Origin of the sequence: Streptomyces sp. NPDC093586 (assembly GCF_044764905.1) — a bacterium.
In the GTDB taxonomy this organism is placed as follows: Bacteria; Actinomycetota; Actinomycetes; order Streptomycetales; family Streptomycetaceae; genus Streptomyces.
Genome location: NZ_JBIWJA010000001.1, coordinates 74,096 through 97,045 on the forward strand (window position 1 = coordinate 74,096; position 22,950 = coordinate 97,045).

The 22,950-nt window shown below is 73.3% G+C and carries 20 protein-coding genes and 2 tRNA genes; 3 read left to right on the top strand and 19 right to left on the bottom strand.

Annotated elements, in window-relative coordinates:
* Positions 1 to 70: 70 nt before the first annotated feature.
* The 5 genes from ACIRFH_RS00365 to leuS all read right to left on the bottom strand — a co-directional run bounded on the left by ACIRFH_RS00365 (position 71) and on the right by leuS (position 8,757).
* Complete coding sequence (locus ACIRFH_RS00365) at positions 71 to 2,818, bottom strand: ComEC/Rec2 family competence protein (RefSeq protein WP_403516175.1); 2,748 nt, start codon at positions 2,816 to 2,818, stop codon at positions 71 to 73.
* Positions 2,815 to 3,915, bottom strand: coding sequence for a helix-hairpin-helix domain-containing protein (locus tag ACIRFH_RS00370; RefSeq protein WP_403516178.1), 1,101 nt, complete (start codon positions 3,913 to 3,915; stop codon positions 2,815 to 2,817). Before ACIRFH_RS00370 ends, ACIRFH_RS00365 begins: the two co-directional genes overlap by 4 nt.
* A gap of 128 nt (positions 3,916 to 4,043) precedes the next feature.
* Positions 4,044 to 4,889: a DegV family protein gene (locus ACIRFH_RS00375; RefSeq protein WP_403516181.1), complete on the bottom strand. Its 846-nt coding sequence runs from the start codon at positions 4,887 to 4,889 to the stop codon at positions 4,044 to 4,046.
* Positions 4,890 to 4,993: 104 nt separating this feature from the next.
* The gene (locus ACIRFH_RS00380) at positions 4,994 to 5,725 is read right to left on the bottom strand and encodes a hypothetical protein (RefSeq protein WP_403516183.1); all 732 of its coding nucleotides are present in this window, start codon (positions 5,723 to 5,725) and stop codon (positions 4,994 to 4,996) included.
* A 152-nt stretch (positions 5,726 to 5,877) separates the two neighbouring features.
* Positions 5,878 to 8,757, bottom strand: a complete 2,880-nt coding sequence (gene leuS, locus ACIRFH_RS00385; RefSeq protein ID WP_403516186.1) for a leucine--tRNA ligase — start codon at positions 8,755 to 8,757, stop codon at positions 5,878 to 5,880.
* A 546-nt stretch (positions 8,758 to 9,303) separates the two neighbouring features.
* Here leuS and ACIRFH_RS00390 point away from each other — a divergent pair.
* Together ACIRFH_RS00390 and ACIRFH_RS00395 are read left to right on the top strand one after the other, a co-directional pair.
* Positions 9,304 to 10,545 (top strand): cytochrome b/b6 domain-containing protein, encoded by a 1,242-nt coding sequence (locus tag ACIRFH_RS00390; protein WP_403516188.1) that lies wholly within the window; start codon positions 9,304 to 9,306, stop codon positions 10,543 to 10,545.
* Complete coding sequence (locus ACIRFH_RS00395; RefSeq protein ID WP_403516191.1) at positions 10,542 to 12,152, top strand: NADH-ubiquinone oxidoreductase-F iron-sulfur binding region domain-containing protein; 1,611 nt, start codon at positions 10,542 to 10,544, stop codon at positions 12,150 to 12,152. The genes ACIRFH_RS00390 and ACIRFH_RS00395 overlap by 4 nt, the downstream gene beginning before the upstream one ends.
* A gap of 55 nt (positions 12,153 to 12,207) precedes the next feature.
* Here the strand turns inward: ACIRFH_RS00395 and ACIRFH_RS00400 are convergent.
* The 10 genes from ACIRFH_RS00400 to ACIRFH_RS00445 all read right to left on the bottom strand — a co-directional run bounded on the left by ACIRFH_RS00400 (position 12,208) and on the right by ACIRFH_RS00445 (position 17,673).
* A tRNA-Ala gene (locus tag ACIRFH_RS00400) sits at positions 12,208 to 12,280 on the bottom strand.
* Positions 12,281 to 12,407: 127 nt separating this feature from the next.
* Entirely contained in the window at positions 12,408 to 12,641 is a 234-nt protein-coding gene (locus ACIRFH_RS00405; protein WP_003976229.1) for a hypothetical protein, read from the bottom strand.
* Positions 12,642 to 12,644: 3 nt separating this feature from the next.
* Positions 12,645 to 12,818, bottom strand: a complete 174-nt coding sequence (locus tag ACIRFH_RS00410; RefSeq protein WP_403516194.1) for a hypothetical protein — start codon at positions 12,816 to 12,818, stop codon at positions 12,645 to 12,647.
* Positions 12,819 to 13,029: 211 nt separating this feature from the next.
* Positions 13,030 to 13,102: transfer RNA gene (locus ACIRFH_RS00415), tRNA-Ala, on the bottom strand.
* A 120-nt stretch (positions 13,103 to 13,222) separates the two neighbouring features.
* Complete coding sequence (locus tag ACIRFH_RS00420) at positions 13,223 to 13,894, bottom strand: histidine phosphatase family protein (RefSeq protein ID WP_403516196.1); 672 nt, start codon at positions 13,892 to 13,894, stop codon at positions 13,223 to 13,225.
* Entirely contained in the window at positions 13,891 to 14,337 is a 447-nt protein-coding gene (rsfS, locus tag ACIRFH_RS00425) for a ribosome silencing factor (protein WP_077798827.1), read from the bottom strand. Before rsfS ends, ACIRFH_RS00420 begins: the two co-directional genes overlap by 4 nt.
* Before the next feature lie 334 nt (positions 14,338 to 14,671).
* Entirely contained in the window at positions 14,672 to 16,447 is a 1,776-nt protein-coding gene (locus ACIRFH_RS00430) for an LCP family protein (RefSeq protein WP_403516199.1), read from the bottom strand.
* A gap of 16 nt (positions 16,448 to 16,463) precedes the next feature.
* Positions 16,464 to 17,150, bottom strand: coding sequence for a nicotinate-nucleotide adenylyltransferase (gene nadD, locus ACIRFH_RS00435; RefSeq protein ID WP_403516202.1), 687 nt, complete (start codon positions 17,148 to 17,150; stop codon positions 16,464 to 16,466).
* Between the two features lie 50 nt (positions 17,151 to 17,200).
* Entirely contained in the window at positions 17,201 to 17,365 is a 165-nt protein-coding gene (locus ACIRFH_RS00440) for a hypothetical protein (protein ID WP_094057638.1), read from the bottom strand.
* A gap of 146 nt (positions 17,366 to 17,511) precedes the next feature.
* Positions 17,512 to 17,673, bottom strand: coding sequence for a hypothetical protein (locus ACIRFH_RS00445; protein WP_403516205.1), 162 nt, complete (start codon positions 17,671 to 17,673; stop codon positions 17,512 to 17,514).
* 142 nt (positions 17,674 to 17,815) lie between these two features.
* Between ACIRFH_RS00445 and ACIRFH_RS00450 the strand changes: the two genes are divergently transcribed.
* Positions 17,816 to 18,964, top strand: coding sequence for a M48 family metallopeptidase (locus tag ACIRFH_RS00450; protein WP_403516642.1), 1,149 nt, complete (start codon positions 17,816 to 17,818; stop codon positions 18,962 to 18,964).
* 48 nt (positions 18,965 to 19,012) lie between these two features.
* Here ACIRFH_RS00450 and ACIRFH_RS00455 read toward each other — a convergent pair whose 3' ends face one another.
* From ACIRFH_RS00455 to ACIRFH_RS00470, 4 genes are all read right to left on the bottom strand, one after another.
* On the bottom strand, positions 19,013 to 20,080 hold the full coding sequence (locus tag ACIRFH_RS00455) for a hypothetical protein (RefSeq protein ID WP_403516208.1): 1,068 nt from the start codon (positions 20,078 to 20,080) through the stop codon (positions 19,013 to 19,015).
* An 85-nt stretch (positions 20,081 to 20,165) separates the two neighbouring features.
* A complete protein-coding gene (locus ACIRFH_RS00460; RefSeq protein WP_403516211.1) occupies positions 20,166 to 20,744 on the bottom strand; it encodes a hypothetical protein in 579 nt (192 codons plus the stop codon).
* A gap of 132 nt (positions 20,745 to 20,876) precedes the next feature.
* Positions 20,877 to 22,163, bottom strand: coding sequence for a glutamate-5-semialdehyde dehydrogenase (locus tag ACIRFH_RS00465; RefSeq protein WP_403516213.1), 1,287 nt, complete (start codon positions 22,161 to 22,163; stop codon positions 20,877 to 20,879).
* A gap of 148 nt (positions 22,164 to 22,311) precedes the next feature.
* Positions 22,312 to 22,827, bottom strand: coding sequence for a hypothetical protein (locus ACIRFH_RS00470; protein ID WP_403516216.1), 516 nt, complete (start codon positions 22,825 to 22,827; stop codon positions 22,312 to 22,314).
* Positions 22,828 to 22,950 lie beyond the last annotated feature (123 nt).

The following is a 22,950-nucleotide window of genomic DNA, read 5'->3' on the forward strand; positions in this document are numbered from 1 at the left end:
CTGCCGAGTGGCCCCGTGTGCCATGAACTGTCCCTTCCGGTCGGGATTCCCCACCGTCGGCGCACAGGCCTCAGTCGTCCGCCACGCGCAGTGCCCCGCCCGTGCCCGCGACCGCCAGCGCGCCGTCCCGGTCCGTCCGCAGCACCATCGCCCCCTGGGCACGCAGCGCCCCCACCGTGCCGGGGTCCGGGTGTCCGTACGAATTGTCCTCACCGCAAGAGACGAGTGCCAGGCGCGGCGCCACCCGTCGTATGAGGCCGGCGTCCTGATGGGCGGAGCCGTGATGGGCCACCTTGAGCACGTCGACGCCTTCCAGCTCCGCCGCCACCGGTGACCTCGCCAGCTCCTGCTGGGCGGGGGGTTCGAGATCACCGAGCAGCAGCAGGCGCATCCCCGCCGTTCGCACCAGCAGGGTGACACTGGCGTCGTTGGGTCCCTCCACGGCCGGTGACGGATGCGCCGCCCCGCCCGTCGGCGGACCCGGTGGAACCGAGGGAGTGCGCGGAACCGCCGGGGCCGGTGGCGGCCACACCACCTGCCAGGACAGTGCGCCCGTCCGCCGCTGTTCCCCGGCGGCGGCGCGCCGCACGGGGATCCCTCGTGCGGCCGCCTGCCTGCGGACGGACTCCGCCTGGTCCGCGGGCTCCTCGAACCCGGTCGTCTCGATCGCGCCCACCGGTCGCCCCCGCAGCACCCCGGGCAGCCCCGCCACATGGTCGGCGTGGAAGTGGGTCAGTACGACGAGCGGGACCCTGGTGATGCCGAGCGAGCGCAGACAGCGGTCGACGAGCGCCGGATCGGGCCCGGCGTCCACGACCACCCCCGCACCCGGGCCGGCCGCGAGCACCAGGGCGTCCCCCTGCCCCACGTCGCACATCACCATCCGCCAGCCCGGCGGCGGCCACCCCGTGAACATCCGCGGCAGCGGTCCCGGTCGCACCACCGCCAGCATCAGCAGCAGCGCGCAGACACCGCACCACCACGGGTGTCTCAGCAGCCGTCGGCCGACGACCAGGACGCCCGCCGTGGCGAGGGCGAGCAGCGCCGCCCCCGTCCAGCCGCCCGGCCAGTCCACTCCCGCGCCGGGCAGCGCGGCCCCGGTGCGGGCGACCCCCGCGATCCATCCGGCCGGCCACCCCGCGCACCAGGCCGTCGCCTTGGCCACCGGCATCGCCGACGGTGCCGTCGCCAGGGCCGCGAAGCCCAGGACCGTGGCCGGCGCCACCGCGAACTCCACGAGCAGGTTGCACGGCACCGCCACCAGGCTCACCCGTGCCGACAGCACGGCGACCACCGGTGCGCACAGGGCCTGCGCGGCCCCGGCCGCGGCCAGCGCCTCGGCGAGCCGGGGAGGAACCCGGCGGCGGCGCAGCGCCGCGCTCCACCGTGGCGCGAGCGTGAGCAGGGCGCCGGTGGCCAGCACGGAGAGCAGGAAGCCGTAGCTGCGGGCCAGCCACGGGTCGTACAGCACCAGCAGCAGGACGGCCGTCGCCAGTGCCGGGATCAGGGACCGGCGGCGTCCGGTGGCGAGGGCGAGCAGGGCGACGGATCCGCAGGCGGCCGCCCGCAGCACGCTCGGGTCGGGCCGGCACACGACGACGAAGCCGAGCGCGAGCACCCCGCCGAGCAGCGCGGTCGCACGCAGGGAGATGCCGAGACGGGGCGCCAGTCCCCTGCGTTCGCTGTGCTGGGCGAGCCCCGGCGGCCCGAGCAGCAGGGCGAGCAGGATGGTGAAGTTGGCGCCGGACACCGCCAGCGTGTGCGCGAGGTCGGTCTCCTTGAACGCCTCGTCCAGGTCCGGGGTGATCCGGGATGTGTCACCGACGACCAGACCCGGCAGCAGTGCCCGCGCGTCCCCCGACAGCCCGTCGGTGGCCTCCCGCAGTCCGGCGCGCAGCCGCCCGGCCAGCCGCTGCGGCCCGGACGGCCCGGCCACCACGTCCGGTGCCTCCCGGCCCCGTACCCGCAGCACGGCGGCGACCCGGTCCCCGCTCGTCCTCGGAGGAGCCGTCCGTGCGACGACGCGCAGCCGCGTGGTCGGCAGCAGAGCGAGCCAGGGCTCGGCACCCGGTCCGCCACCGGATAGGCGAGGGCCTTCGGCCGCGGAGGCGGAAGGAGACACCCGGCCGCCCGGTGCTCCGGGGTCGGGACCGGCATCGGCATCGGCATCGGCATCGGCATCGGCATCGGCATCGACGAGCATCAGCACCGGCGCCCGGGTCACCACGGCCTTCCCGTTCACCTCCTCGAGCCGGCGTACGTCACCCTCGATCACCACGGCCGGCGGTGTCGCGCGGTCCCCGCGGACGCGGGACCGGGTGAGGCGGGGGTCCGCGGTGATCTCCACCTCGGCGGTCACGGTGGCGTACTGCCGGGCCAGCGCGGGCACGGGGCCGCGGCGCAGGTCCGCTCCGTGCAGCGCGGCCGAGGTGGTGGACGCGGCCACGCAGAGCAGCACGACGGCGGCCGGTACGCGCATCCAGCCACGCGGGGCCCGCCGTCGCGCCCCCAACAGCAGCACACCGGCCGCCGCCACGCAGCCGAGCACCACGCCGAGGGACCACTCCGGCGCCACGTCCAGCATCAGTGCCGCCGTTGCCCAGGCGGCCACCGCGGGCGGCACGAGCCGCAGGTCCGTGGGGGCCTCCTGCCGAGGCCGGGCGGCACCGAGCCGGTGCCCGGACGCGGCGTGCACGGCAGCGCGGGCGGGGGCCGTGCCGTGGGCGGGAGCGCCTCCGCCCACGGTGTCCTCCCCCACGGGCCTGTCCGCGCGGGCCCCGGCGCCCGCCCCCGTCGCCGTACCCGTGGGCGCGCTCATGGCCGGACGAGGTCGCGCAGATCGGCGAAGCGGCGCTCGCCGATGCCGTTGACCTCTCGCAGCTCGTCCACCGACCGGAAACCGCCGTGCTGCGTGCGGTAGTCGACGATGTGCTGGGCCAGGACCGGACCGACACCGGGCAGTGTCTCGAACTGCTCCGCGGTCGCCGTGTTGAGGGAGACCGGGGCCGCCCCCGGCGCCGTGCCGGCCGGACCACCCGGGGCCGTACCGGCCGGCCCTGTTCCCACGCCGGGTGGCACGGACGCACCGACGATCACCTGTTCGCCGTCCACGAGGAAGCGGGCCCGGTTCAGTCCGTCGGTCTTCGTGCCGGGGCGCACGCCTCCGGCCGCTCGCAGGGCGTCCTCGACCCGTGAACCGGCGGGCAGGCGGTGGATCCCGGGTTCGCGGACCTTTCCGCCGACGTCCACGACGATCTCGGCACCGGTCGGAGCCGACGCCGTGGGCCGGGGCACGCCGGTGGCCGTGCCCTTGCCGGCCGCCGCCTCGCCCCGTGCCTCCGTGCCGTAGGAGGCCGCTTCCCGCACCACCTCGGGTGCCGCCACCGTCTCGGTGCGGCCGGTCCAGAAGTGCTGCACGGCGAAGACCGCGGCGACGACGAGCAGCACCGTGAGCGCGGCCACGCTCCGCCGCTCCATCCCGCACCGGTTCTGCAGCCACAGGGGCATCCGCTCCCGCAACGCGGGCCCGACCCGCTCCCGCCAGGTCGGCGCGACGGACCCCACGGGCGCGACGGAATCAACGGGGTCGACAGGGACGACGGGACGGTCCGGACCGACAGGGACGACGGGCTCGGCGCGACCTCCCGGCGGCCCCGTCCCCGACTCCCGCCGCGCCTCGGCGTGTTCAGCGTGCCCGGCGCGTTCGGCGCATCCGGCATGTCCGGTGCGCTCGGTGTGTCCGGCGAAGAGCGCCTCCGCCCGCCGGCGGAGCTCCTCCGCCGGGGCGTGGCGGTGCCGTGCCCGGCCGTGCGGGCGCGGGCGGTGCCGGGAGGGGAGGGTGCGGCCGTCGGACGCCGGTCCACGGCCCGGTCCGCTGCTCGCGGCCGCTGTGCGGGAACGTGATCGAAGAGCCATGCGCCGAGGATCGGACACCTCTGCCGACTCGCGATGATCATGGTCGATTTCCGTGGACCGTCACCGGGTTGTGGATATCTCTCCCACCCTCACGGGTGACGGAGGACAGCGGCGAGCGACTCCACCGCCTACCGCGGCGAGACCACGACCCCCAGCAACCCGGGCCCCGTGTGCGCCCCGATCACCGCGCCGACCTCGCTCACATACAGGTCGGCCAGCCCCGGCACCCTCTCCCGCAGGCGGTCCGCCAGGGCCGACGCCCGGTCGGGGGCGGCGAGATGGTGGACGGCGATGTCGACCGGAGCGCTGCCCGCGCGGTCGGCGACGATCTCCTCCAGGCGTGCGATCGCCTTCGACGCCGTCCGCACCTTCTCCAGCGGTTCGATCCGGCCGCCGCCCAGCTGGAGCAGCGGCTTCACCGCGAGCGCGGAACCGAACAGCGCCTGTGCCGCGCCGATCCGGCCGCCGCGGCGCAGATAGTCGAGGGTGTCGACGTAGAAGTAGGCGGACGTCCCCGCAGCCCGCTTCTCCGCCGCCGTGACCGCTTCGTCGACCGTGCCGCCCGTCTCCGCCGTCTCGGCCGCGGCGAGCGCGCAGAATCCGAGGGCCATCGCGATCATCCCGGTGTCCACGACCCGCACGGGGACCGGCGCCTCGCGCGCGGCGACGACCGCCGCGTCGTAGGTGCCCGAGAGCTCGGCGGACAGGTGGAGCGAGACGATGCCGTCGGCACCGGACTCGGCGATCTTCCGGTAGGTCTCGGCGAAGAGTTCGGGGCCGGGGCGCGAGGTGGTGACCGGGCGTCGCTTCTGCAGGGCCTGGGCCAGCGAGCGGGTCGAGATCTCGGTGCCCTCCTCCAGGGCCCGGTCTCCCAGGACTACCGTCAGGGGTACTGCGGTGATGCCGTGCCGCTCCATCGTCCGGGCCGGGAGGTAGGCCGTTGAATCCGTGACGATCGCGACATGGCGGGACATGAGCTGGAGGTTACCTGGCGTAGTGCCCGTACGGCAGACCGGCCCCGACGACCGGGCGACAGCAGGTGGCACCAGGTGGCACCCGGGACGGCCGGGGTCCCCGGTCAGGTCGTGTTCTCCGGGCGGGCCTTCTTCTGCCAGGGGTGCACGGGCCGCGGTCCGGGCGGGGTGATGGCGGGCCGCGCCGGCTCCCGGGCCTCGTCCTGCCGCGGCGGCTCGGACCGACTCCGCCGGGCGGCCGGGGCGGCGGCCGGCGCCTCGGGCCAGGAGGGCGGCGCGGCGGCGGGCCCGGTCTCCGTCCAGTGCCGCAGGGCGCCGGCCTCGACGTCGATCTGGGCGCTGAGCGAGTCCAGGTCGTCGTCCGCGAAGCGGCGGGCGCGGTCACGGGCCGCCCAGCGCAGGGACTCGGCCGACCGGGTGATGCGCTCGGTGCGCTCGCGCAGCGCGGGCAGACGCTCGGCGAGCGTGGCACGGTCGGGCTCGGCCTCCAGCCGCCTGAGCTCACCGTCCAGTTCGAAGCCGTGCGCGCTGAGCCGCTCGAAGAGGGCGAGGGACTCCTTGAGGGACTCGTCCTCGGCCACGCCCGCGTGCAGCGCGTCCTGCGTGGCCCGCATCGACGTGCGCAGGGTGAGCCGCAGCTGCGCGAGTTCCGCCGCCGGGCCTGTCTGGACGAGGGACTTGGCCCGCAGTGTGTGGTCCTCGACGGTGCGGCGGGCCTGGGTGATGCCGCGGTCCACGGTGCGCTTGGCGGCGCCGACCGCCTTCACGGTGGCGTAGACGCCCAGCACGAGGGCGAGCACGAAAAGCAGGGCGAGGACTGCGATCACTGCTTCCACGGAGCTCCTCCTCGAACCGTCCGGCCCGCCACCGGGCAGGCCGCGGCACCCTGCGCGCCGCTCTTCCACGGTAAACGCAGCGGGCAGGCCCAGGGTTCCGGCAGAACCCCGAACCTGCCCGTAGGGAACTACCCCGAGCGCTGCTCAGCCGGTCACGCCGGGACGATGTTCACCAGCTTCGGCGCCCGCACGATGACCTTCCGGATCCCGGCCCCGTCCAGCGCGGCCACGACCTTCTCGTCGGCCAGCGCCGTCTTCTCCAGCTCCTCGTCGGAGATGGACGGGGAGACCTCCAGCCGCGCCTTGACCTTGCCCTTGATCTGCACGACGCAGGTCACCGTCTCGTCCACGACGTACGCCGGGTCGGCGACCGGGAAGTCCCGGTGGACGACCGAGTCGGTGTGGCCCAGACGGCGCCACAGCTCCTCGGCGATGTGCGGGGCCAGCGGCGCGACCATCAGCACCAGCGGCTCGGCGACCGACCGCGGGATCGGACCGCCCGACTTCGTCAGGTGGTTGTTCAGCTCGGTGACCTTGGCGATGGCGGTGTTGAAGCGCATGCCCTCCAGGTCGCCGCGCACCCCGTCGATCGCCTTGTGCAGGGCGCGCAGCGTCTCCTCGTCGGGCTCGGCGTCGACGACCGTCACCTCGCCGCTGTCCTCGTCGACGATGTTGCGCCACAGCCGCTGCAGCAGCCGGAACTGGCCCACCACCGCGCGTGTGTCCCACGGCCGGGAGACGTCCAGCGGGCCCATCGCCATCTCGTACAGGCGCAGCGTGTCGGCGCCGTACTCGGCGCAGATCTCGTCCGGGGTGACCGCGTTCTTCAGGGACTTGCCCATCTTGCCCAGCAGCCGGGAGACCTTCTCGCCCTGGTAGAAGTACGCGCCGTCGCGCTCCTCCACCTCGGCGGCCGGCACCGCGATGCCGCGGCTGTCGCGGTAGACGTAGGCCTGGATCATGCCCTGGTTGAACAGCTTGTGGAACGGCTCGGCCGACGAGACGTGCCCCAGGTCGAACAGGACCTTGGACCAGAAGCGCGCGTACAGCAGGTGCAGCACGGCGTGCTCGGCGCCGCCGACGTACAGGTCGACGCCGCCGTGCGGCAGGCCCTCGCGCGGGCCCATCCAGTACTGCTCGATCTCCGGGTCGACCAGCCGCTCGCTGTTGTGCGGGTCCAGGTAGCGCAGTTCGTACCAGCAGGAGCCGGCCCAGTTGGGCATGGTGTTGGTCTCGCGGCGGTACGTCTTCGGGCCGTCGCCCAGGTCCAGGGTGACGTTGACCCAGTCCTCGTTGCGCGACAGCGGCGTCTCGGGCCGGGTGTCCGCGTCGTCCGGATCGAAGGTGCGCGGGGAGTAGTCCTCGACCTCGGGCAGCTCCAGCGGCAGCATCGACTCGGGCAGGGCGTGGGCGACGCCGTCCTCGTCGTAGACGATCGGGAAGGGCTCGCCCCAGTAGCGCTGGCGGCTGAACAGCCAGTCGCGCAGGCGGAAGTTGACGGTGCCCTCGCCGGCGCCGGTGCGCTCCAGCCACTCGGTGATGCGGGCCTTGGCGTCGACGACGCCCAGGCCGTCCAGCGAGACGTCCTCGCCCGAGGAGTTGACGATCTTCGCGTCGTACGAGGCGAAGGCGTCGTCCCACGTCGAGGTGTCGGTGCCGCGGCCGTCGGTCGGCTCGACGACGCAGCGGATCGGCAGCTCGAAGGCGCGCGCGAACGCGAAGTCGCGGGTGTCGTGCGCCGGGACGGCCATGATGGCGCCGGTGCCGTAGCCCATCAGGACGTAGTCGGCGATGAAGACCGGGACCCGCTCGCCGTTGACCGGGTTGGTGGCGTACGCGCCGATGAAGACGCCGGTCTTGTCCTTGGCCTCGGCCTGGCGCTCGACGTCCGACTTGGAGGCGGCCTGCGCGCGGTACGCGGCGACGGCCTCGGCGGGGGTCGCGTGGCCGCCGGTCCACACCTCGTGGGTGCCCTCGGGCCAGGCGTCCGGGGTGAACTTCTCGACCAGCGGGTGCTCGGGCGCCAGCACCATGTAGGTCGCGCCGAACAGGGTGTCGGGGCGGGTGGTGAAGACGGTGATGCGCTCGCCGTCGATCGGGAAGTCGACGCGGGCGCCCTCGGAGCGGCCGATCCAGTTGCGCTGCTGCAGCTTGATGGCCTCGGGCCAGTCCAGCTCGTCCAGGTCGTCCAGCAGCCGGTCGGCGTAGGCGGTGATGCGCATGTTCCACTGGCGCAGCTTGGACTTGAAGACGGGGAAGTTGCCGCGCTCGGAGCGGCCGTCGGCGGTGACCTCCTCGTTGGCCAGCACGGTGCCCAGGCCGGGGCACCAGTTGACGGGCGCGTCGGAGGCGTAGGCCAGGCGGTACTCGCCCAGGACGTCGGCGCGCTCGGCCTCGGTCAGCTCGTTCCAGGAGCGGCCGCCGGGCAGGGCGCGCTCACCGGAGGCGAACTGCTCGACCAGCTCGGCGATCGGGCGGGCCTTCTTCGCCTCCTCGTCGTACCAGGAGTTGAAGATCTGCAGGAAGATCCACTGGGTCCACTTGTAGTACTCGGGGTCGATCGTGGCGAACGACCGGCGCTTGTCGTGGCCCAGGCCCAGCCGGCGCAGCTGGATCTGCATGTTCTTGATGTTGGCCTCGGTCGACACGCGCGGGTGCGTGCCGGTCTGCACGGCGTACTGCTCGGCGGGCAGGCCGAAGGCGTCGAAGCCCAGGGTGTGCAGGACGTTGTGTCCGGTCATCCGCTGGAAGCGGGCGTAGACGTCGGTGGCGATGTAGCCCAGGGGGTGGCCGACGTGCAGACCCGCGCCGGAGGGGTACGGGAACATGTCCATGATGAACTTCTTGGGCTTGGCGACCAGCTCCGGGTCGCCCGCCAGGTCACCCTCGGGGTTCGGCGCGGCGTACGTCCCCTCGGCGTCCCAGAAGTCCTGCCAGCGTGCCTCGATCTCGGCGGCCATGGCGGCCGTGTAGCGGTGCGGCGCGGCGTCCGCCGACACGGGGGCGGTCGCCGCGGGGTTCGTCTCGCTCATGATCCTCAAAGCTCCATCGATCGTCTCTGCCAGCGGCTGCGACTTCCAAGACCAGCGGCTGCGACTGCCGGGAAATGAAAAATCCCCTCGCACAGGAGGGGACGCCGCGCCGATTCCGGCCACCGGACTACGACCGGGGCCGGGACTGATCAGCGCGGCTCGCTAAGCAGAAGGCGTACGGCACGCATGGCGTCAGGGTACCGCAGTCGCCGATCGGGCCGCGACGCGCTTCCCGGGCCACCGGAACCCGCCGGGATCCGCCGGGATCCGCCGGGATCCGCCGAGGCTCGCGCGAAACCGGAACCAAAGCCAAAGGTTACTTCACGTAACGATCCCTAAAGGGCATCGCAACGAGCGCATTGTCATTTGATAACAACGCAATAACTCAAACCTCGTACTCGCGAGTACGGCGCGACCTAGAGTGCGGCTGCGGGACCGCCTTCCCGAACCTCTTCGGAGTCGCCCCATGAACCCTCCCCCGCACGCCACTCGCGGTGTCCGTCCGTCCCCCTGCGCCTGCGCCGTGCCACGCGGAGGTGTGCGGCGGTGACGAACGACAGCACGGCGGACGACACCTTCGCCCAGTTCCTGGACTTCGGCGCCGGTGTCCTCTCCCTCGTCCTCCTGAGCTGCTCGGTGATCTGGGGGCTCGTCGCCCAGGACCGGATCGTCCTCGACACGCGCCGGCGGATCCTGGCCCAGGCGGTGCACCGGAGCACCGCCGTCGCCTCGATCGTGTTCCTCGTGCTCCACATCGCGGTCAAGCTGGTGCTGGACCACACCACGTGGGTCGCCGCGGTGATCCCGTTCGGGCTCCTGGCGACGGAGGACGAGGCGTTCGGCGGCAGGGCCGTCCTGATCGGTCTCGGCACCCTGGCCAGCATGCTCATGATCTTCGTGGGCGTCACCGGCGCTCTGCGCAACCGCTTCGCCTCCCCCGCCACGGTCGCCGCCCGCTGGCGGGCCATGCACATGCTGGCCTACCCGGCCTGGTGCGCCGCACTGCTGCACGGGCTCTCCGCGGGCCGCGCGGCGAAGCCGGTCTTCATGGTCCTCTACGCCCTCTCCCTGCTCGGCGTCATGGCCGCCCTGGCGCTGCGCGCGGCCCCCCGCCCGGTCAAGCGCAGGATCGCCGACAAGGTCGCCGGATTCCTCGCCGCGGCGGACCGGACGGCCCGTGAGGAGCCGGCGGCGGGCCGCGCCCGGGCGGCGGCCGGCACCGCACCGCCGGGCCGGGAGCGCCGCGAGGCCCCCGCCCCGCGCACGCCGTCCCCGTCCGCCCCCCTGTACGAGCCCGCGGAACGCCTCGCCCCACCGCCCCAGGAACCGCCGAGCGGCTTCGCGGCGGCCTACCGTGCCGTCTCCGGCGCCTCCCGGACGCGCCGGCGGCCCCTGACCGCCCACCGGACCGTGCCGGCCGAGCCGCCGCCGGGCCCGTGGCCCACCGAGGCGATACCCCTCGCCGACACCGGCGCCGGCGCCCCGGGCGGCTGGCCGGTCCCCTCGCCGCCCCCGGTCGGCGAGGCGCCCCCGTCGGCCTACGACCCGCTCCAGGACACCGGACACACCGTCCCGGCCTACGGCGATCCGGGCGCGTCCGGCCACGGCGGACGTGACGTGCACGACACCGGTGAGACGACCGGCCCCTACGCCGCGTACCACCCGTACGACACGCACAACAGCGGTCCCGCCACTGAACCGACCCCCGGTGCGTCCTCCGGGTCCCGCGACTTCGACGCACCGGGTTCGGGCGAACCCTGGAACACGCCTTCCGGAGGCTCTTGGTGAACGAGGCCCTGCCCGACGTCCCCGAAGTCCGCGTCGTCGGCCTTCCCCAGCTCACGTCGGGCTTCGACCTTGTCGAACGACTGGATCTGCCCATGCACCTCAAGGTGCACGGGCCGCTCGAACCGCTGGGCGGCGAGCAGCTCGCGCAGCTCGCCGAGCGCATCAACCTCAGGGGCCGCGGCGGCGCGGGCTTCCCCTTCCACAAGAAGCTGCGCTCGGTCGCCGAGTCGGCGATCAGGCGCGGCGTGCGGCCGGTCGTCGTCGTCAACGGCAGCGAGGACGAACCTGCCTGCCGCAAGGACACGGTGCTGATCAACCGTGCCCCGCACCTGATCCTGGACGGCGCGCTGCTGTGCGCCGAGGCCATGGGCGCCCGCACCCTCGTCATCGGGGTGACCCGGGAGTCCACGCAGCGCTCCATGGAGACCGCCCTCGCCGAACGCGGTCTGGGCAACGGACGCCGCTCCGCGCTGCGCGCCCGTGTGCAGCGCAACCCGGTGCGGATGGTCACCGGCGCGGCGGCCTCGCTGATCCGCTCCATCGACGGCGGCCCGGCGATCCCGCCCGGCCGCAAGGTCAGCGCGTCGAGGAGCGGCGTCGGCGGCGCACCGACCCTGCTGTCGAACGCCGAGACCTTCGCCCAGCTGGCGATCGCCGCCCGCATCGGCCCGGAGCGCTACGGCAATACCGGCCTGTACGACGAGCCGGGCACCGTGATGCTCACGGTCTCCGGCGCGGTGGCCCGCCCGATGGTGATCGAGGTGCCCACCGGCGTGCCGCTGCGCTACGTCCTCCAGCTGGCCGGCGCCCCGCCGGTGCCGCAGGGCGTGCTGACCGGCGGCTACCACGGCAGGTGGATCGACGCGGCGGCCGTCGACGAGGCGATCGTCTCCCGCGTCTCGCTGCAGCGGGTGGGCGGGTCCCTCGGCGCGGGCGCGATCCTGCCCCTGGGGCAGGGCACCTGCCCGCTGGGCGAGTCGCTGCGGGTGGCGCAGTGGCTGGCCCAGGAGAGCGCGGGCCAGTGCGGTCCCTGCCGCCTCGGTCTGCCGGCCGCCGCGCGCGGCATGGAGGACGTCCTGAACGGCGGCGGACCGGCCGCCCTGGAGGCGCTCAGACAGATCGCCCGGAACGTCAAGCGGCGCGGCGCCTGCTCGCACCCGGACGGTTCGGCGATGTTCCTGGAGTCGACCGTCGAGGCGTTCACGGACGATCTGGCCGCCCATGTCCTCGGCAGCGGCTGCGGGCGGCCCGTGGAGGGCGTCCTGCCGCTCTTCGAGGGCGGCGCGTCCCCGACGGGCGTCCCGGGCGGCGGTGAGGAGAACGGCCCCAGTCGGCAGAAGATCCACGTCGACTGGACCCTGTGCCGGGGCCACGGCCTGTGCGCGGACATCTTCCCGGAGGTCTTCGAGCTCGGCGCCGACGGTTTCCCGACGGTGGCGCAGGCGGACGTGCCGCGTTTCGCGGAGGCCAAGGCGGTGCGCGCGGTGCGCCGCTGCCCGGCGCTCGCCCTGCGCATCGAGGAGGTCACCCGCGGGCAGGCGCCGTCCTCCCGCACCCCTCTGCCGGCGCTCTCCCCGGGCCGGGGCCGCCGGGCGCTCGGACGCTGAGCAGGAACCGGACATGAACAAACCCCCCGGATCGGTGATCCGGGGGGTTTCTCTGTGGAGCTAAGGAGAATTGAACTCCTGACCTCCTGCATGCCATGCAGGCGCTCTACCAACTGAGCTATAGCCCCTTGTTCCTGCGTTCCGCCCGGTTTCCCCGGCGGCGACGCCAACATTACACGGTCCACCGGGTCCAACACCAAATCGTTTCCGATTTGCCCGTTTCGCCCCCTTGTGGCGGTCGTTCTGTGACGGCCGTTACGCCGTCACGAACGAGTAGAACCGCTTGAGCGTGCAGTGCTCCTCCAGGAGCCGGCCGTAGATCGGCTCGCCCTCGAGTTCGCGGTACGTCTCGATCGGGTCGCCCTTTATGATCAGCGCCCGCGCGCACTCCTCGCACCAGTACTGGTAGTCCGGGTTGACCGGCTCCATGTCCCGCACGATCGGGGTGCCGCTGCCGCACCAGTCGCACTTCCGCCTGTGTGCACCCATCGGTCAGCTCCAGCTGTGGCCGCAGGCCGTGCACACGTAGGAGATGCCGCCGTTGTCACCGAGGACCTGGGCGACGTGCGCGGAACCGCAGGAAGGGCAGCGGAGACGGGTGACCGTGTTCCGTGCCACCGCTCCGTCGAGGAGGTGACCGACCTCCTCGAGGATGCTCGCAGGCATCGCCACTCCCTCCCGTCGGGCCGCGGTCCCCTTCCGGCCGTCTGATTCTGCCACGAGCGGACCAATACGGTCAGCGACGCCTCAGTACCATTCCGGACACGGGGGCTCGCGAGGCCTCACGGGGGTGTACGCCCGCGGGAGCACGGACGCTCAATCGCGGGGCAACGAAAAATCCCGCCCCCCGAGGGGGACGGGATTCTTCCGTGGGCTGTGGAGCTAAGGAGAATTGAACTCCTGACCTCCTGCATGCCATGCAGGCGCTCTACCAACTGAGCTATAGCCCCTTGCGGCCACCCGGCCAGGCCGTGTGGTGTTTCGCTCCGCTCGGCGGGGCGAACAAGAAGAACTTTAGCCTGTGACCTGCCGGAAAGTGAAATCCGGGTCCCGGGCCCGCCGCCTGCGGCTCAGTCGTCGTCGCCGAGCACCGGTTCCGGCAGCGTGCCGGCGTTGTGCTCCAGCAGGCGCCAGCCGCGGGCGCCCTCGCCCAGGACGGACCAGCAGCAGTTGGTCAGACCGCCGAGGCTCTCCCAGGTGTGCGGCTCCAGCCCGAGGAGGCGTCCGATGGTGGTGCGGATGGTGCCGCCGTGGCTGACCACGACGAGGGTGCCGTCCTCGGGGAGCTTCTCGACATGCCGGAGCACCACGGGGGCGGCGCGGTCGGCCACCTCGGTCTCCAGCTCACCGCCGCCGCGGCGGACCGGCTCGCCGCGCTTCCACGCCGCGTACTCCTCGCCGTGCCGGGCGATGATCTCCTCGTGCGTCAGGCCCTGCCAGACGCCCGCGTAGGTCTCCCGCAGGCCCTCCTCCAGCGTCACCGTCAGGCCGGTGAGCGCGGCGAGCTCGGCGGCCGTGTTCGCGGCGCGGCTGAGGTCGGAGGCGACGATCGCGTCGGGTCCCAGGCCCACCAGCAGCCGGGCGGCGCGGCGGGCCTGGGCGACACCGGTCTCGGTGAGCTCGACGTCCGTGGAACCCTGGAAGCGGCGCTCCACGTTCCACGAGGTCTGGCCGTGCCGCCACAGGATGATGCGCCTGCCGCGGCCCTGCTTCCCGGCGCTCACCTCACCGGTGGCGCTCATCGCCAGTCCCCGTCGGTCTCCGTCGCCTCCTCGGCGGCCTGGAGCCTGGCGTGCTCCTCCGCCTTGCCGCGGGTCTCCTTGGCGTCGGCGGGCAGCTCCAGCTCGGGGCAGTCCTTCCACAGGCGCTCCAGCGCGTAGAAGACGCGCTCCTCGCTGTGCTGGACGTGGACGACGATGTCGACGTAGTCGAGCAGGATCCAGCGCGCGTCGCGGTCGCCCTCGCGGCGGACCGGCTTGGCGCCGAGTTCCTTGTTCAGCCGCTCCTCGATCTCGTCGACGATCGACTTGACCTGGCGGTCGTTGGGTGCGGAGGCCAGCAGGAAGGCGTCCGTGATCGACAGCACGTCGCTGACGTCGTAGGCGATGATGTCGTGCGCGAGCTTGTCGGCTGCCGCCTGCGCGGCGGTGTTGATGAGTTCGATGGAGCGGTCGGTCGCGGTCACTGCCTGGCTTTCGGGTCGGCGGTCGGTTGACCTCAAGGGTCTCACGACCGCCGACGATGCCCCACGGGATAACGCGGGCGGCCCCGGGGCCTGTCGTCCGGATCGTGCCCGCGCCGCGGGGCGGGGCACGCGCTCCCCCGCCCGAGGACGTGGGCGGCACCCCCGGCCGCGTCGTCGTCGGCCGCCGGGGCTCCGCGCCCCGGTGCCCCTCCTCCGCCTGGCAGCCGCACGCTCCCCGCGCTCGGCTTCGCTCGCGCGGGAGGGCCTCCACCGCCCCGCCCGGGCCGGCCGAGGGGGCGGTCCCTCACGGCCGGCCTGATCCGAACGGCAGGCCCTACGTCGCCGGCTTGTAGTCCTGGCCGAGGGTCACCGAGACGTCGGCGTTCGCCGGGACCTTGCCCTGGGTGACGGATCCGTCGGGCAGGCCGAGGGTCCTGGCGACCTGGACGGCGTTCTCCTTGTCGGCGGCTTCCGCGTACAGGACCTGCGAGGTGGCCTCGGTGCCGGAGGCGGTGCCGCCCTCCTGGAAGGTGAAGCCGCCGTTGAGGAGGGTGACGCGGGCCTTGCCCGCGCGGTCCTCCACGCCGGTGGCGTTGCGGACGGCGACGCTGACGGCCGCGTCCTCGTCGGGGCTCTTGGCGGTGCCGCCGAGGACGTCCTTGACGACGCTGTCACCGGTCCCGGCGCTGAGCCGGCCGTCGTTCCCGACGGGCAGCAGCGTGGCCGTGAAGTCACCCTCCTTGGCGAGCTCGGAGAGCCCTGCGAGGAAGGAGCCGAGGTCCTCCTCGGTCAGCGGCGGGTCGAGGACCAGGCCGAGCGTCTGGACCGTGGTCGTCGCGCCCTGCGGGTCGGAGGACATCTTGCGCAGCACGCCGTGCAGGACCTGTCCGAACCGCTGCAGCTGGGCGTCGGCGGACTCCCCCGGGCCGCGGTAGGTGGCGTAGGCGACGGCCGCCTTGCCGCTGAGGGTCTGCTTCTTCCCCTTGCGCACGAGGGGCGCGGCGCCCTTGTCCTTGACGGCCGGGTCGGGCACGTCGGCGTCGGTGTCGGCCTCGATGTTGCCGACGAGGTCCACCAGGATCTGCAGGAACGGGGTGTCCAGCCGCCAGGTGCCCTCGATGTCGGTGCCGAGGGCCGAGTCGAGCGCGGTCCGGGTGGCGTCGGGGCCGTCGTCGCCGACGGACTCGGCGAGCGTGGTGGCGGTGCCGTCGTCGCCGGTCAGGGCCAGGGAGTTGGGCAGCAGTACGACGGTGCCCTTCCGGGTGGTCGTGTTGTCGACGAGCAGCGCCGTCGAGGTGCCGCCCTTGGCGGTGTCGTGCAGGTGGACGGCGATCACGTCGCGCTTCTGGGCGCCCGCCGCCGTCGTACCGCCCGTCTTCGGGTCCGACGAGGACAGGCCGGGGAGCTTCCCGGCGTACCAGAGGTAGCCGACGCCGCCGACGGCGACGAGGGCCAGGGCGACGACCAGGGCGACGACGCGCGTGCGGGCGCGGCGCCGGGCCTCCTCTCGGCGCTCGGTGCGGTTCTCGGTGAACTTGAGCCAGTCGATGACGTCCTCGGAGTCGTCGGTCGGCTCCTCGACGAAGGCGAACTGCTCGGTCCGGTACTCCGGTTCCGCGTCGCCGGGTGCCGCGGTCTCCGGTTCCCCGGGCGGGCCGGCCTGCTGCGGGATGTGGGCGGTCTGCTCGGCGACGAGCGGCTGCCGGCCGCTCGTCGCGGCCTGGCCGTACGGGTCGTACGACGGCTGCGCGGCGTGGCCGTGGCCGCCGTCGTACAGGCCGTGGCCGGTGTCGGGGACGGGGACGGGTGGCTGCTGCCCGGTGTCCTGGCCGCCCTGGGCGGGGTAGGGGTCGTACGGCGCGGCGGTCTGCGGGGTGCCGGTGGCGTAGGCGTCGTAACCGTGGCCCTGCCCGTAGGGGTCGTACCGCTGCCCGTACTGCTGCTGTCCGTACTGCTCCTGCTGCTGTGCGTAAGGGTCGTACGGCTGCCGGTCGGGCAGGTCCGGGGCCTGGGCCTGGCGGTAGACCGGCCGGCCGTACTCGTCGTAGCCGACGAGCTCGTACGGGTCGGGCCGGCCGTCGCCGTACCCCGCGTCGTATGGGTCGTTCACCGGTGCCCCTCTCGGCTCAGTCGCCGCGGTACAGCTGGCGCTTGTCGATGTAGCGCACGACTCCGTCGGGCACCAGGTACCAGACGGGGTCGCCCTTGGCGACTCTCGCGCGGCAGTCGGTGGAGGAGATGGCGAGGGCGGGGACCTCGACGAGCGAGACACCGCCCTTGGGAAGCCCGGCGTCCGTCAGCGTGTGGCCGGGCCGGGTGACGCCGATGAAGTGCGCCAGGGAGAACAGCTCCTCGCTGTCGCGCCAGGTGAGGATCTGGGCGAGGGCGTCGGCGCCGGTGATGAAGAACAGGTCCGTGTCCGGGTTGAGCGCGCGCAGGTCGCGCAGGGTGTCCACGGTGTAGGTGGGGCCGCCGCGGTCGATGTCGATGCGGCTGACCGAGAACTGCGGGTTCTCGACGGTGGCGACGACCGTCATCAGGTAACGGTCCTCGGCCGCGGAGACCGTGCGGTGGCTCTTCTGCCAGGGCTGCCCCGTGGGGACGAACACCACCTCGTCGAGGTGGAACTGCGCGGCGACCTCACTGGCCGCCACGAGGTGCCCGTGGTGGATCGGGTCGAAGGTGCCGCCCATGACGCCGAGGCGGCGCTTGCCCGAGCGCGCCGGACCGTTGCCCGGAGCGGGCAACGAGCGGTTCTGTGTGCCCCTCGCCGCGTCGTGCGCCGGACCGGTAGGCATGTCCTGCTCTCCCATGCGTGCAGACCCTACCGGCCCGGTCCGGGCCTGGAGATCCCCCCTCTCGCTCAGCGGTCGCGGTTGAAGCGCGTGGTGATCCACAGCAGGAGCAGCAGGATGAACAGCGCGGCGCCGCCGGTGAGGTAGGGGCTGAGGCTCTCGTGGTTGCCGCCGTGCTCCTCGCCCTCGGCAGCGAGAGTGACCAACTGGGCAGCGGTGCTGTGGAAGCTCATCTTCGGCAGGACCTATCACGTGTGGGCGGGATAAAGACGTCGCGGCTCATCGTATGCGGGCGCCCCGCGGACGATCACGCCGACTCCGCCGTTGGGGAACGGCCGCGGTCCCCGGCGGCCGTTCCGCGGGGAACCTTCCGCCCGCCTCAGTCGTCCTTCCGCTTGTACCCCCGCAGCAGGAACCACGCGGTCAGCACACAGCCCAGCACCATCACGATCAGGACGATCCGGAGCAGATTGCCCGGCCCCTGCTGCTCGGCCGCGGTCGCCGCCTCGGCGAGCCAGGCGGTGTGGGGGGTGTGCTCCATGGCGGTGACTCCTTCGCTGTACTGCCCGTCCACGGTATATCCGCCTAGGCTGGGCTCGGCTCCGGGGGCGCAAAGGGCCGCACAAGGGTTCGTAAAGGGCCTGTTCCACGCGCAGGCCAGACACACGCACATGGGGGAAGACATGTCCGACGGCCACCAGCACAACGGGCACGAGAAGGTGCCGGGCAGGCAGCGCAGACGCTTCCCCGGGATCTCCTCGCGCGCGTACGAGCACCCGGCCGACCGCAGCGCCCTGGTGGCACTGCGGAAGCTGAGCGGTTTCGACACGGTGTTCAAGGCCCTGAGCGGTCTGCTGCCCGAGCGGAGCCTGCGGCTGCTGTTCCTGTCCGACTCGGTGCGCGTCTCGGACCGGCAGTTCGCCCACCTGAACGACATGCTGCGGGACGCCTGCTACATCCTGGACCTGGAGAAGGTCCCGCCGATGTACGTCAACCAGGACCCGAACCCCAACGCGATGTGCATCGGCCTGGACGAGCCGATCATCGTCGTCACCACGGGGCTCGTGGAGCTGCTGGACGAGGAGGAGATGCGGGCGGTGATCGGGCACGAGGTCGGGCACGCGCTGTCCGGGCACTCGGTGTACCGGACGATCCTGCTCTTCCTGACGTCCCTCGCCGTCCGGGTCGCCTGGATCCCGCTGGGCAACGTGGCGATCATGGCGGTCGTGACCGCGCTGCGCGAGTGGTTCCGCAAGTCGGAGCTGTCCGCCGACCGCGCGGGTCTGCTGGTCGGCCAGGACCTCCAGGCGTCCATGCGGGGCCTGATGAAGATCGCGGGCGGGAACCACCTGCACGAGATGAACGTGGACGCGTTCCTGGAGCAGGCCGACGAGTACGAGGCCGGGGGCGACCTGCGCGACTCCGTGCTGAAGATCCTGAACGTGCTGCCCCGCTCGCACCCGTTCGCCACGGTGCGGGCCGCCGAGCTGAAGAAGTGGGAGGCCTCCCGGGACCACCAGCGGATCATGGACGGCCACTACCCGCGGCGCGAGGAGGACAAGGACGCCTCGGTCCGGGACTCCTTCCGCGAGTCGGCGGCCGGCTACGCCACCCATGTGCGCAGCTCCAAGGACCCGCTGATGAAGCTGGTGAGCGACATCGCGGGCGGCGCCGGCGACCTGGGCGACCGGGTGCGGCGCGGTTTCGGCGGCTTCACGTCCTCCGCGCCGAGGCCGCCCAGGAGCGCGGACGGTACGGGCGGCACCGACGACTCCGAGGGGCCGGGCGGCCCGGGGACACCGGACGACCGCCCGCCACGCGACGGCGCCTGAGCCCGCCGCTGGCGGGGTGCCCCCGCCCACTCCGTCCCGCGCGCTCGCTCACACCGACGGCTGGGCGCCCGTCGCCAGGGTGCCGCACACGGCCGGGGCGCTGCCGGTGGTGTACGGGTCGGTGCCGGCGGGGCCGCCGGCCTTGGCGGTCCCGCCCGCGAGCAGCGGGCGCAGGTGGTTGGCCGAGTCCTCGGCGCAGGACAGCGGACCGGCCTGCACGGAGGAGGACACGAGCTGCGTCTGGTGCAGGCGCAGGTCGTCCCGGTCGAAGCGGAAGCGCAGCTCGCGCCGGACGGTGAACAGCGACACCTGGGCCCGCGCGTCGCCGGCGGGCCGCAGCGGGTAGACGAGGGTGTGGTCGGCGGTGACCTCGAGGGTGGTCGCGTCGCTCTCCACCACCGCCAGGCTGCCCCGCACCCTGATGTCGTCGCCGGCCGGCTCGACCCGCGAGGGGTCGAAGCGCACCAGCCAGCCGGTGGGCGCGTGCCGGCCGTCGGGGGCGGGGTGGGCGAAACTCTCGTCGAACTGGCCGAGCTGGTCGGGGTCGAGCAGCACCCGCACCGAGCGGACGTCGCGGCCGCCGAGCACGTCCGGGTCGAGGGCCGAGCGGACGATGTAGTTCCTGGCGGTGGTCAGCGCGTTCATCACCTGGTCGTCCGAGAAGTGCGCGGTGCGGCGGACACCCGGCAGCGGGATGCCCTGGGCCCCGGTCGCGAAGTGCGCGGCGGGGCTGTGCGCGTACAGGTACGCGGGATCGTCGGCGCCGGGGACCTTTCCCCGGGGGGCGAGCGGGACGACGGTCATGCGCACCTGGTCGGTCCGCGGCCGTGCGGCGGGGCTCTGGTACGGGTGCCGTACGCCCATGTAGATCGCGGTGCCGAAGGCGAGGACGATCAGCACGAAGAGGATCAGCACCTGCCGGGGCAGGCCCCGGCGCAGCGGCGGGCGGCGGCGTACGGCGGGGGCGTGGTCGGTGATGCGCTCCCGGGCGGAGAACTCCTGGAGCCGGGCAGCGCGGACGAACGACTCGTCGAAGACGACGGATCGGTACTCGTCCTCTCCGCCTCCGGGGACGCCCTCGGGCGTCCCTCCGGGCGGGCCGCCAAGCCCTGCCATATCTTCAGGGTAGGTCTGGGAGGAGGCGCGTAAACGCGTTGGCACAGGTCAAGTTGGGACAGGTTCGGGCCGTCGGACCGGCAGGTCAGGGGCTGCGCGGGATCACCGGGACGGGGGGCCCGGAGTAGTCCGCGGAGGCCGAGGGGGTCACCGCGCCGCCCTGCTCCGGCCCCGTCGAGGCGGGCGGCGGCACCTGCTGGGGGCCGCTGCCCGAGGAGGCGCCCCGGTAGACCGCCGCGAAGGCCAGCGCGACCATGCCGACACCCATCACCAGGGCGAGCATCCAGGCGACGGGCCGGTGCCAGCGGACCTGCTTGCCGGTGGCCGGCGGTGCGCCGTACGGGCGGTCGAGGAGGTCGCGGTCGTCGTCCGGGTCGTCGAGGTCGGGATCGTCGGGATCATGGCCGAAATCGCCGTACCCGTCGTCGTAGCGCTCGGCCCGGGAGCGGCCGCGGCGGGCCGCTTCGGCCTCGGTGGCCTCGGCCCTGGCCTCGGCTGCCGCCAGGAGGCGTTCGACGGCGGTCGGCTCGTGCACCGCGGCCGCCCGCACGAAGGCCTCGTCGAAGACCACGGAGGCGAACTCTTCGTCCGACACCCCGCGGTCGTGTTCGTCGTCGGGCTCCCAGCCGTCAGGGAACGGCCTACCCCCCACGTCCTCCGGCACGGGTCCAGCGTAGACCTGGGGGGTCGATTTGGGCAGACGGCGGGGAAATTCATCCGGTGGGTGAGATGCCCCGTTCGGAGCAGTGGCGCCCCGCGCGGCGCGTGCCGCTCACATATGCCCCCGGTGTGCGCCTCAGCGCCGCACGTGTCCGTCGCCGGTGACGATGTACTTGGTGCTGGTCAGCTCCGGCAGGCCCATCGGGCCGCGGGCGTGCAGCTTCTGGGTGGAGATGCCGATCTCGGCGCCGAAGCCGAACTGGCCGCCGTCGGTGAACCGGGTGGAGGTGTTCACGGCGACGGTGGTGGAGTCGACCAGCTGGGTGAAGCGGCGGGCGGCCTGCTGCGAGGTCGTCACGATGGCCTCGGTGTGGCCTGAGGTCCACAGCCGGATGTGCTCGACGGCCCGGTCGAGGGAGTCCACGACGGCCGCGGCGATGTCGTACGACAGGTACTCGGTCTCCCAGTCCTCCGGGGTGGCCTCCACCACGGTCGCCTTGGTGTCCTTGGCGTGCGCCATGACCCGCTCGTCGGCGTGCACGGTGACGCCGGCCTCGGCGAGGGCGTCCAGGGCGCGGGGCAGGAACTCGGCGGCGATGTCCTGGTGGACGAGGAGGGTCTCGGCGGCGTTGCAGACGCCGACGCGCTGCGCCTTGGAGTTGATCAGGATGTCGACGGCCATGTCGAGGTCGGCCTGCGCGTCGACGTAGACGTGGCAGTTGCCGGTGCCGGTCTCGATGACGGGGACGGTGGACTCCTGCACGACCGTGTTGATCAGGGAGGCGCCGCCGCGCGGGATGAGCACGTCGACCAGGCCGCGGGCGCGCATCAGCTCGCGCACGCTCTCCCGGCTCTCGCCGGGCACCAGCTGCACGGCGTCGGCGGGCAGCCCGGCCCCGCCGACGGCGTCGCGGACGACCCGGACGAGGGCGGTGTTCGACCGGTAGGCGGAGGAGGAGCCGCGCAGCAGGACGGCGTTGCCGGACTTCAGGCACAGGGCGGCGGCGTCGACGGTGACGTTGGGCCGGCCCTCGTAGATGATGCCGACCACACCGAGCGGCACCCGGACCTGGCGCAGGTCGATGCCGTTGGGGAGGGTGGAGCCGCGCACGACCTCGCCGATCGGGTCGGGCAGCGCGACGACGTCGCGCACGTCGGAGGCGATGGCGCGGACCCGCTCCGGGGTCAGCGCGAGCCGGTCGATGATGGCCTCGCTCGTCCCGGCGGCACGGGCCTTGGCCACGTCCTGGGCGTTGGCCTCCACGATCTCGCTCGTACGGACCTCCAGCGCGTCCGCGACGGCGAGCAGCGCGTCGTCCTTCGCGGCCCGCGGCAGCGGCGCGAGGTCGGCCGCGGCGGCCTTGGCCCGGTAGGCGGCCCGGGTGACCGGGGACATCGAGTCGTACGGCGAGAGCGTGGTCATGAGGGAAAGCGTAGTGGGCCGGACGAGGCCGTTCACCGGTCGTCCCACACCGCGAGACCCCGCTTTGCGCCTGAGCCGGCGCCGCTCTCGCGGACCTGGTTGCCCGCCGTGGGGGTTGCGCAATGGATGGTTGGGGTCCGCGGTCACCTCAGAACGGATGCACCCCGACAGGTGTGGCCGGGGCCGGGCCGTAGCCTGCGGCGATGCGCTGGTGGTAGGTGACGCGGTCGATGACCTCCAGGCCGACGATCTCCCAGGGCGGCAGCCCCGCGGTCTGCCGGTGCTCGCCCCACAGGCGCAGGGCGACGGCGGCGGCGTCGTGCAGGTCGCGGGCCTCCTCCCAGTACCGGATCTCGGCGTGGTCGTCGGCGTACCGGCTGGTCAGCAGGAAGGGGTGGTCGTGGGCGAGCTGCTCCAGGGCCCGGCGGACCTCGGGGAGCGGGGCGCGGGCGCCGGAGACGCTGAGGGTGACGTGCCACAGGCGCGGGGTGTGGGCCGGTTCCTCGCCCCGGAAGCGGTCGCCGGCCGCGACGCTCGTCAGGGCGCGTTCCTCACCGCCCGCACGGGCGCCGCCGCGGGCACCGGTGGCGCCACGCGGTCCGGTACCGCCCCGGGAGCCGGTACCACCGCGGGACGCCGCCGTCCCAGGGCGCACTCCGCTCACGACGGCCTCCTTCACGCACACGGCTGGGCCCGGTGGTCGGCCGGGCTTGTCCCTGAGGAAAGTTGAGCAGGCCGCAGGAGATCCCGTGGCGGTTTTGCGGAACGTCCACCGCCGATTCAAGGA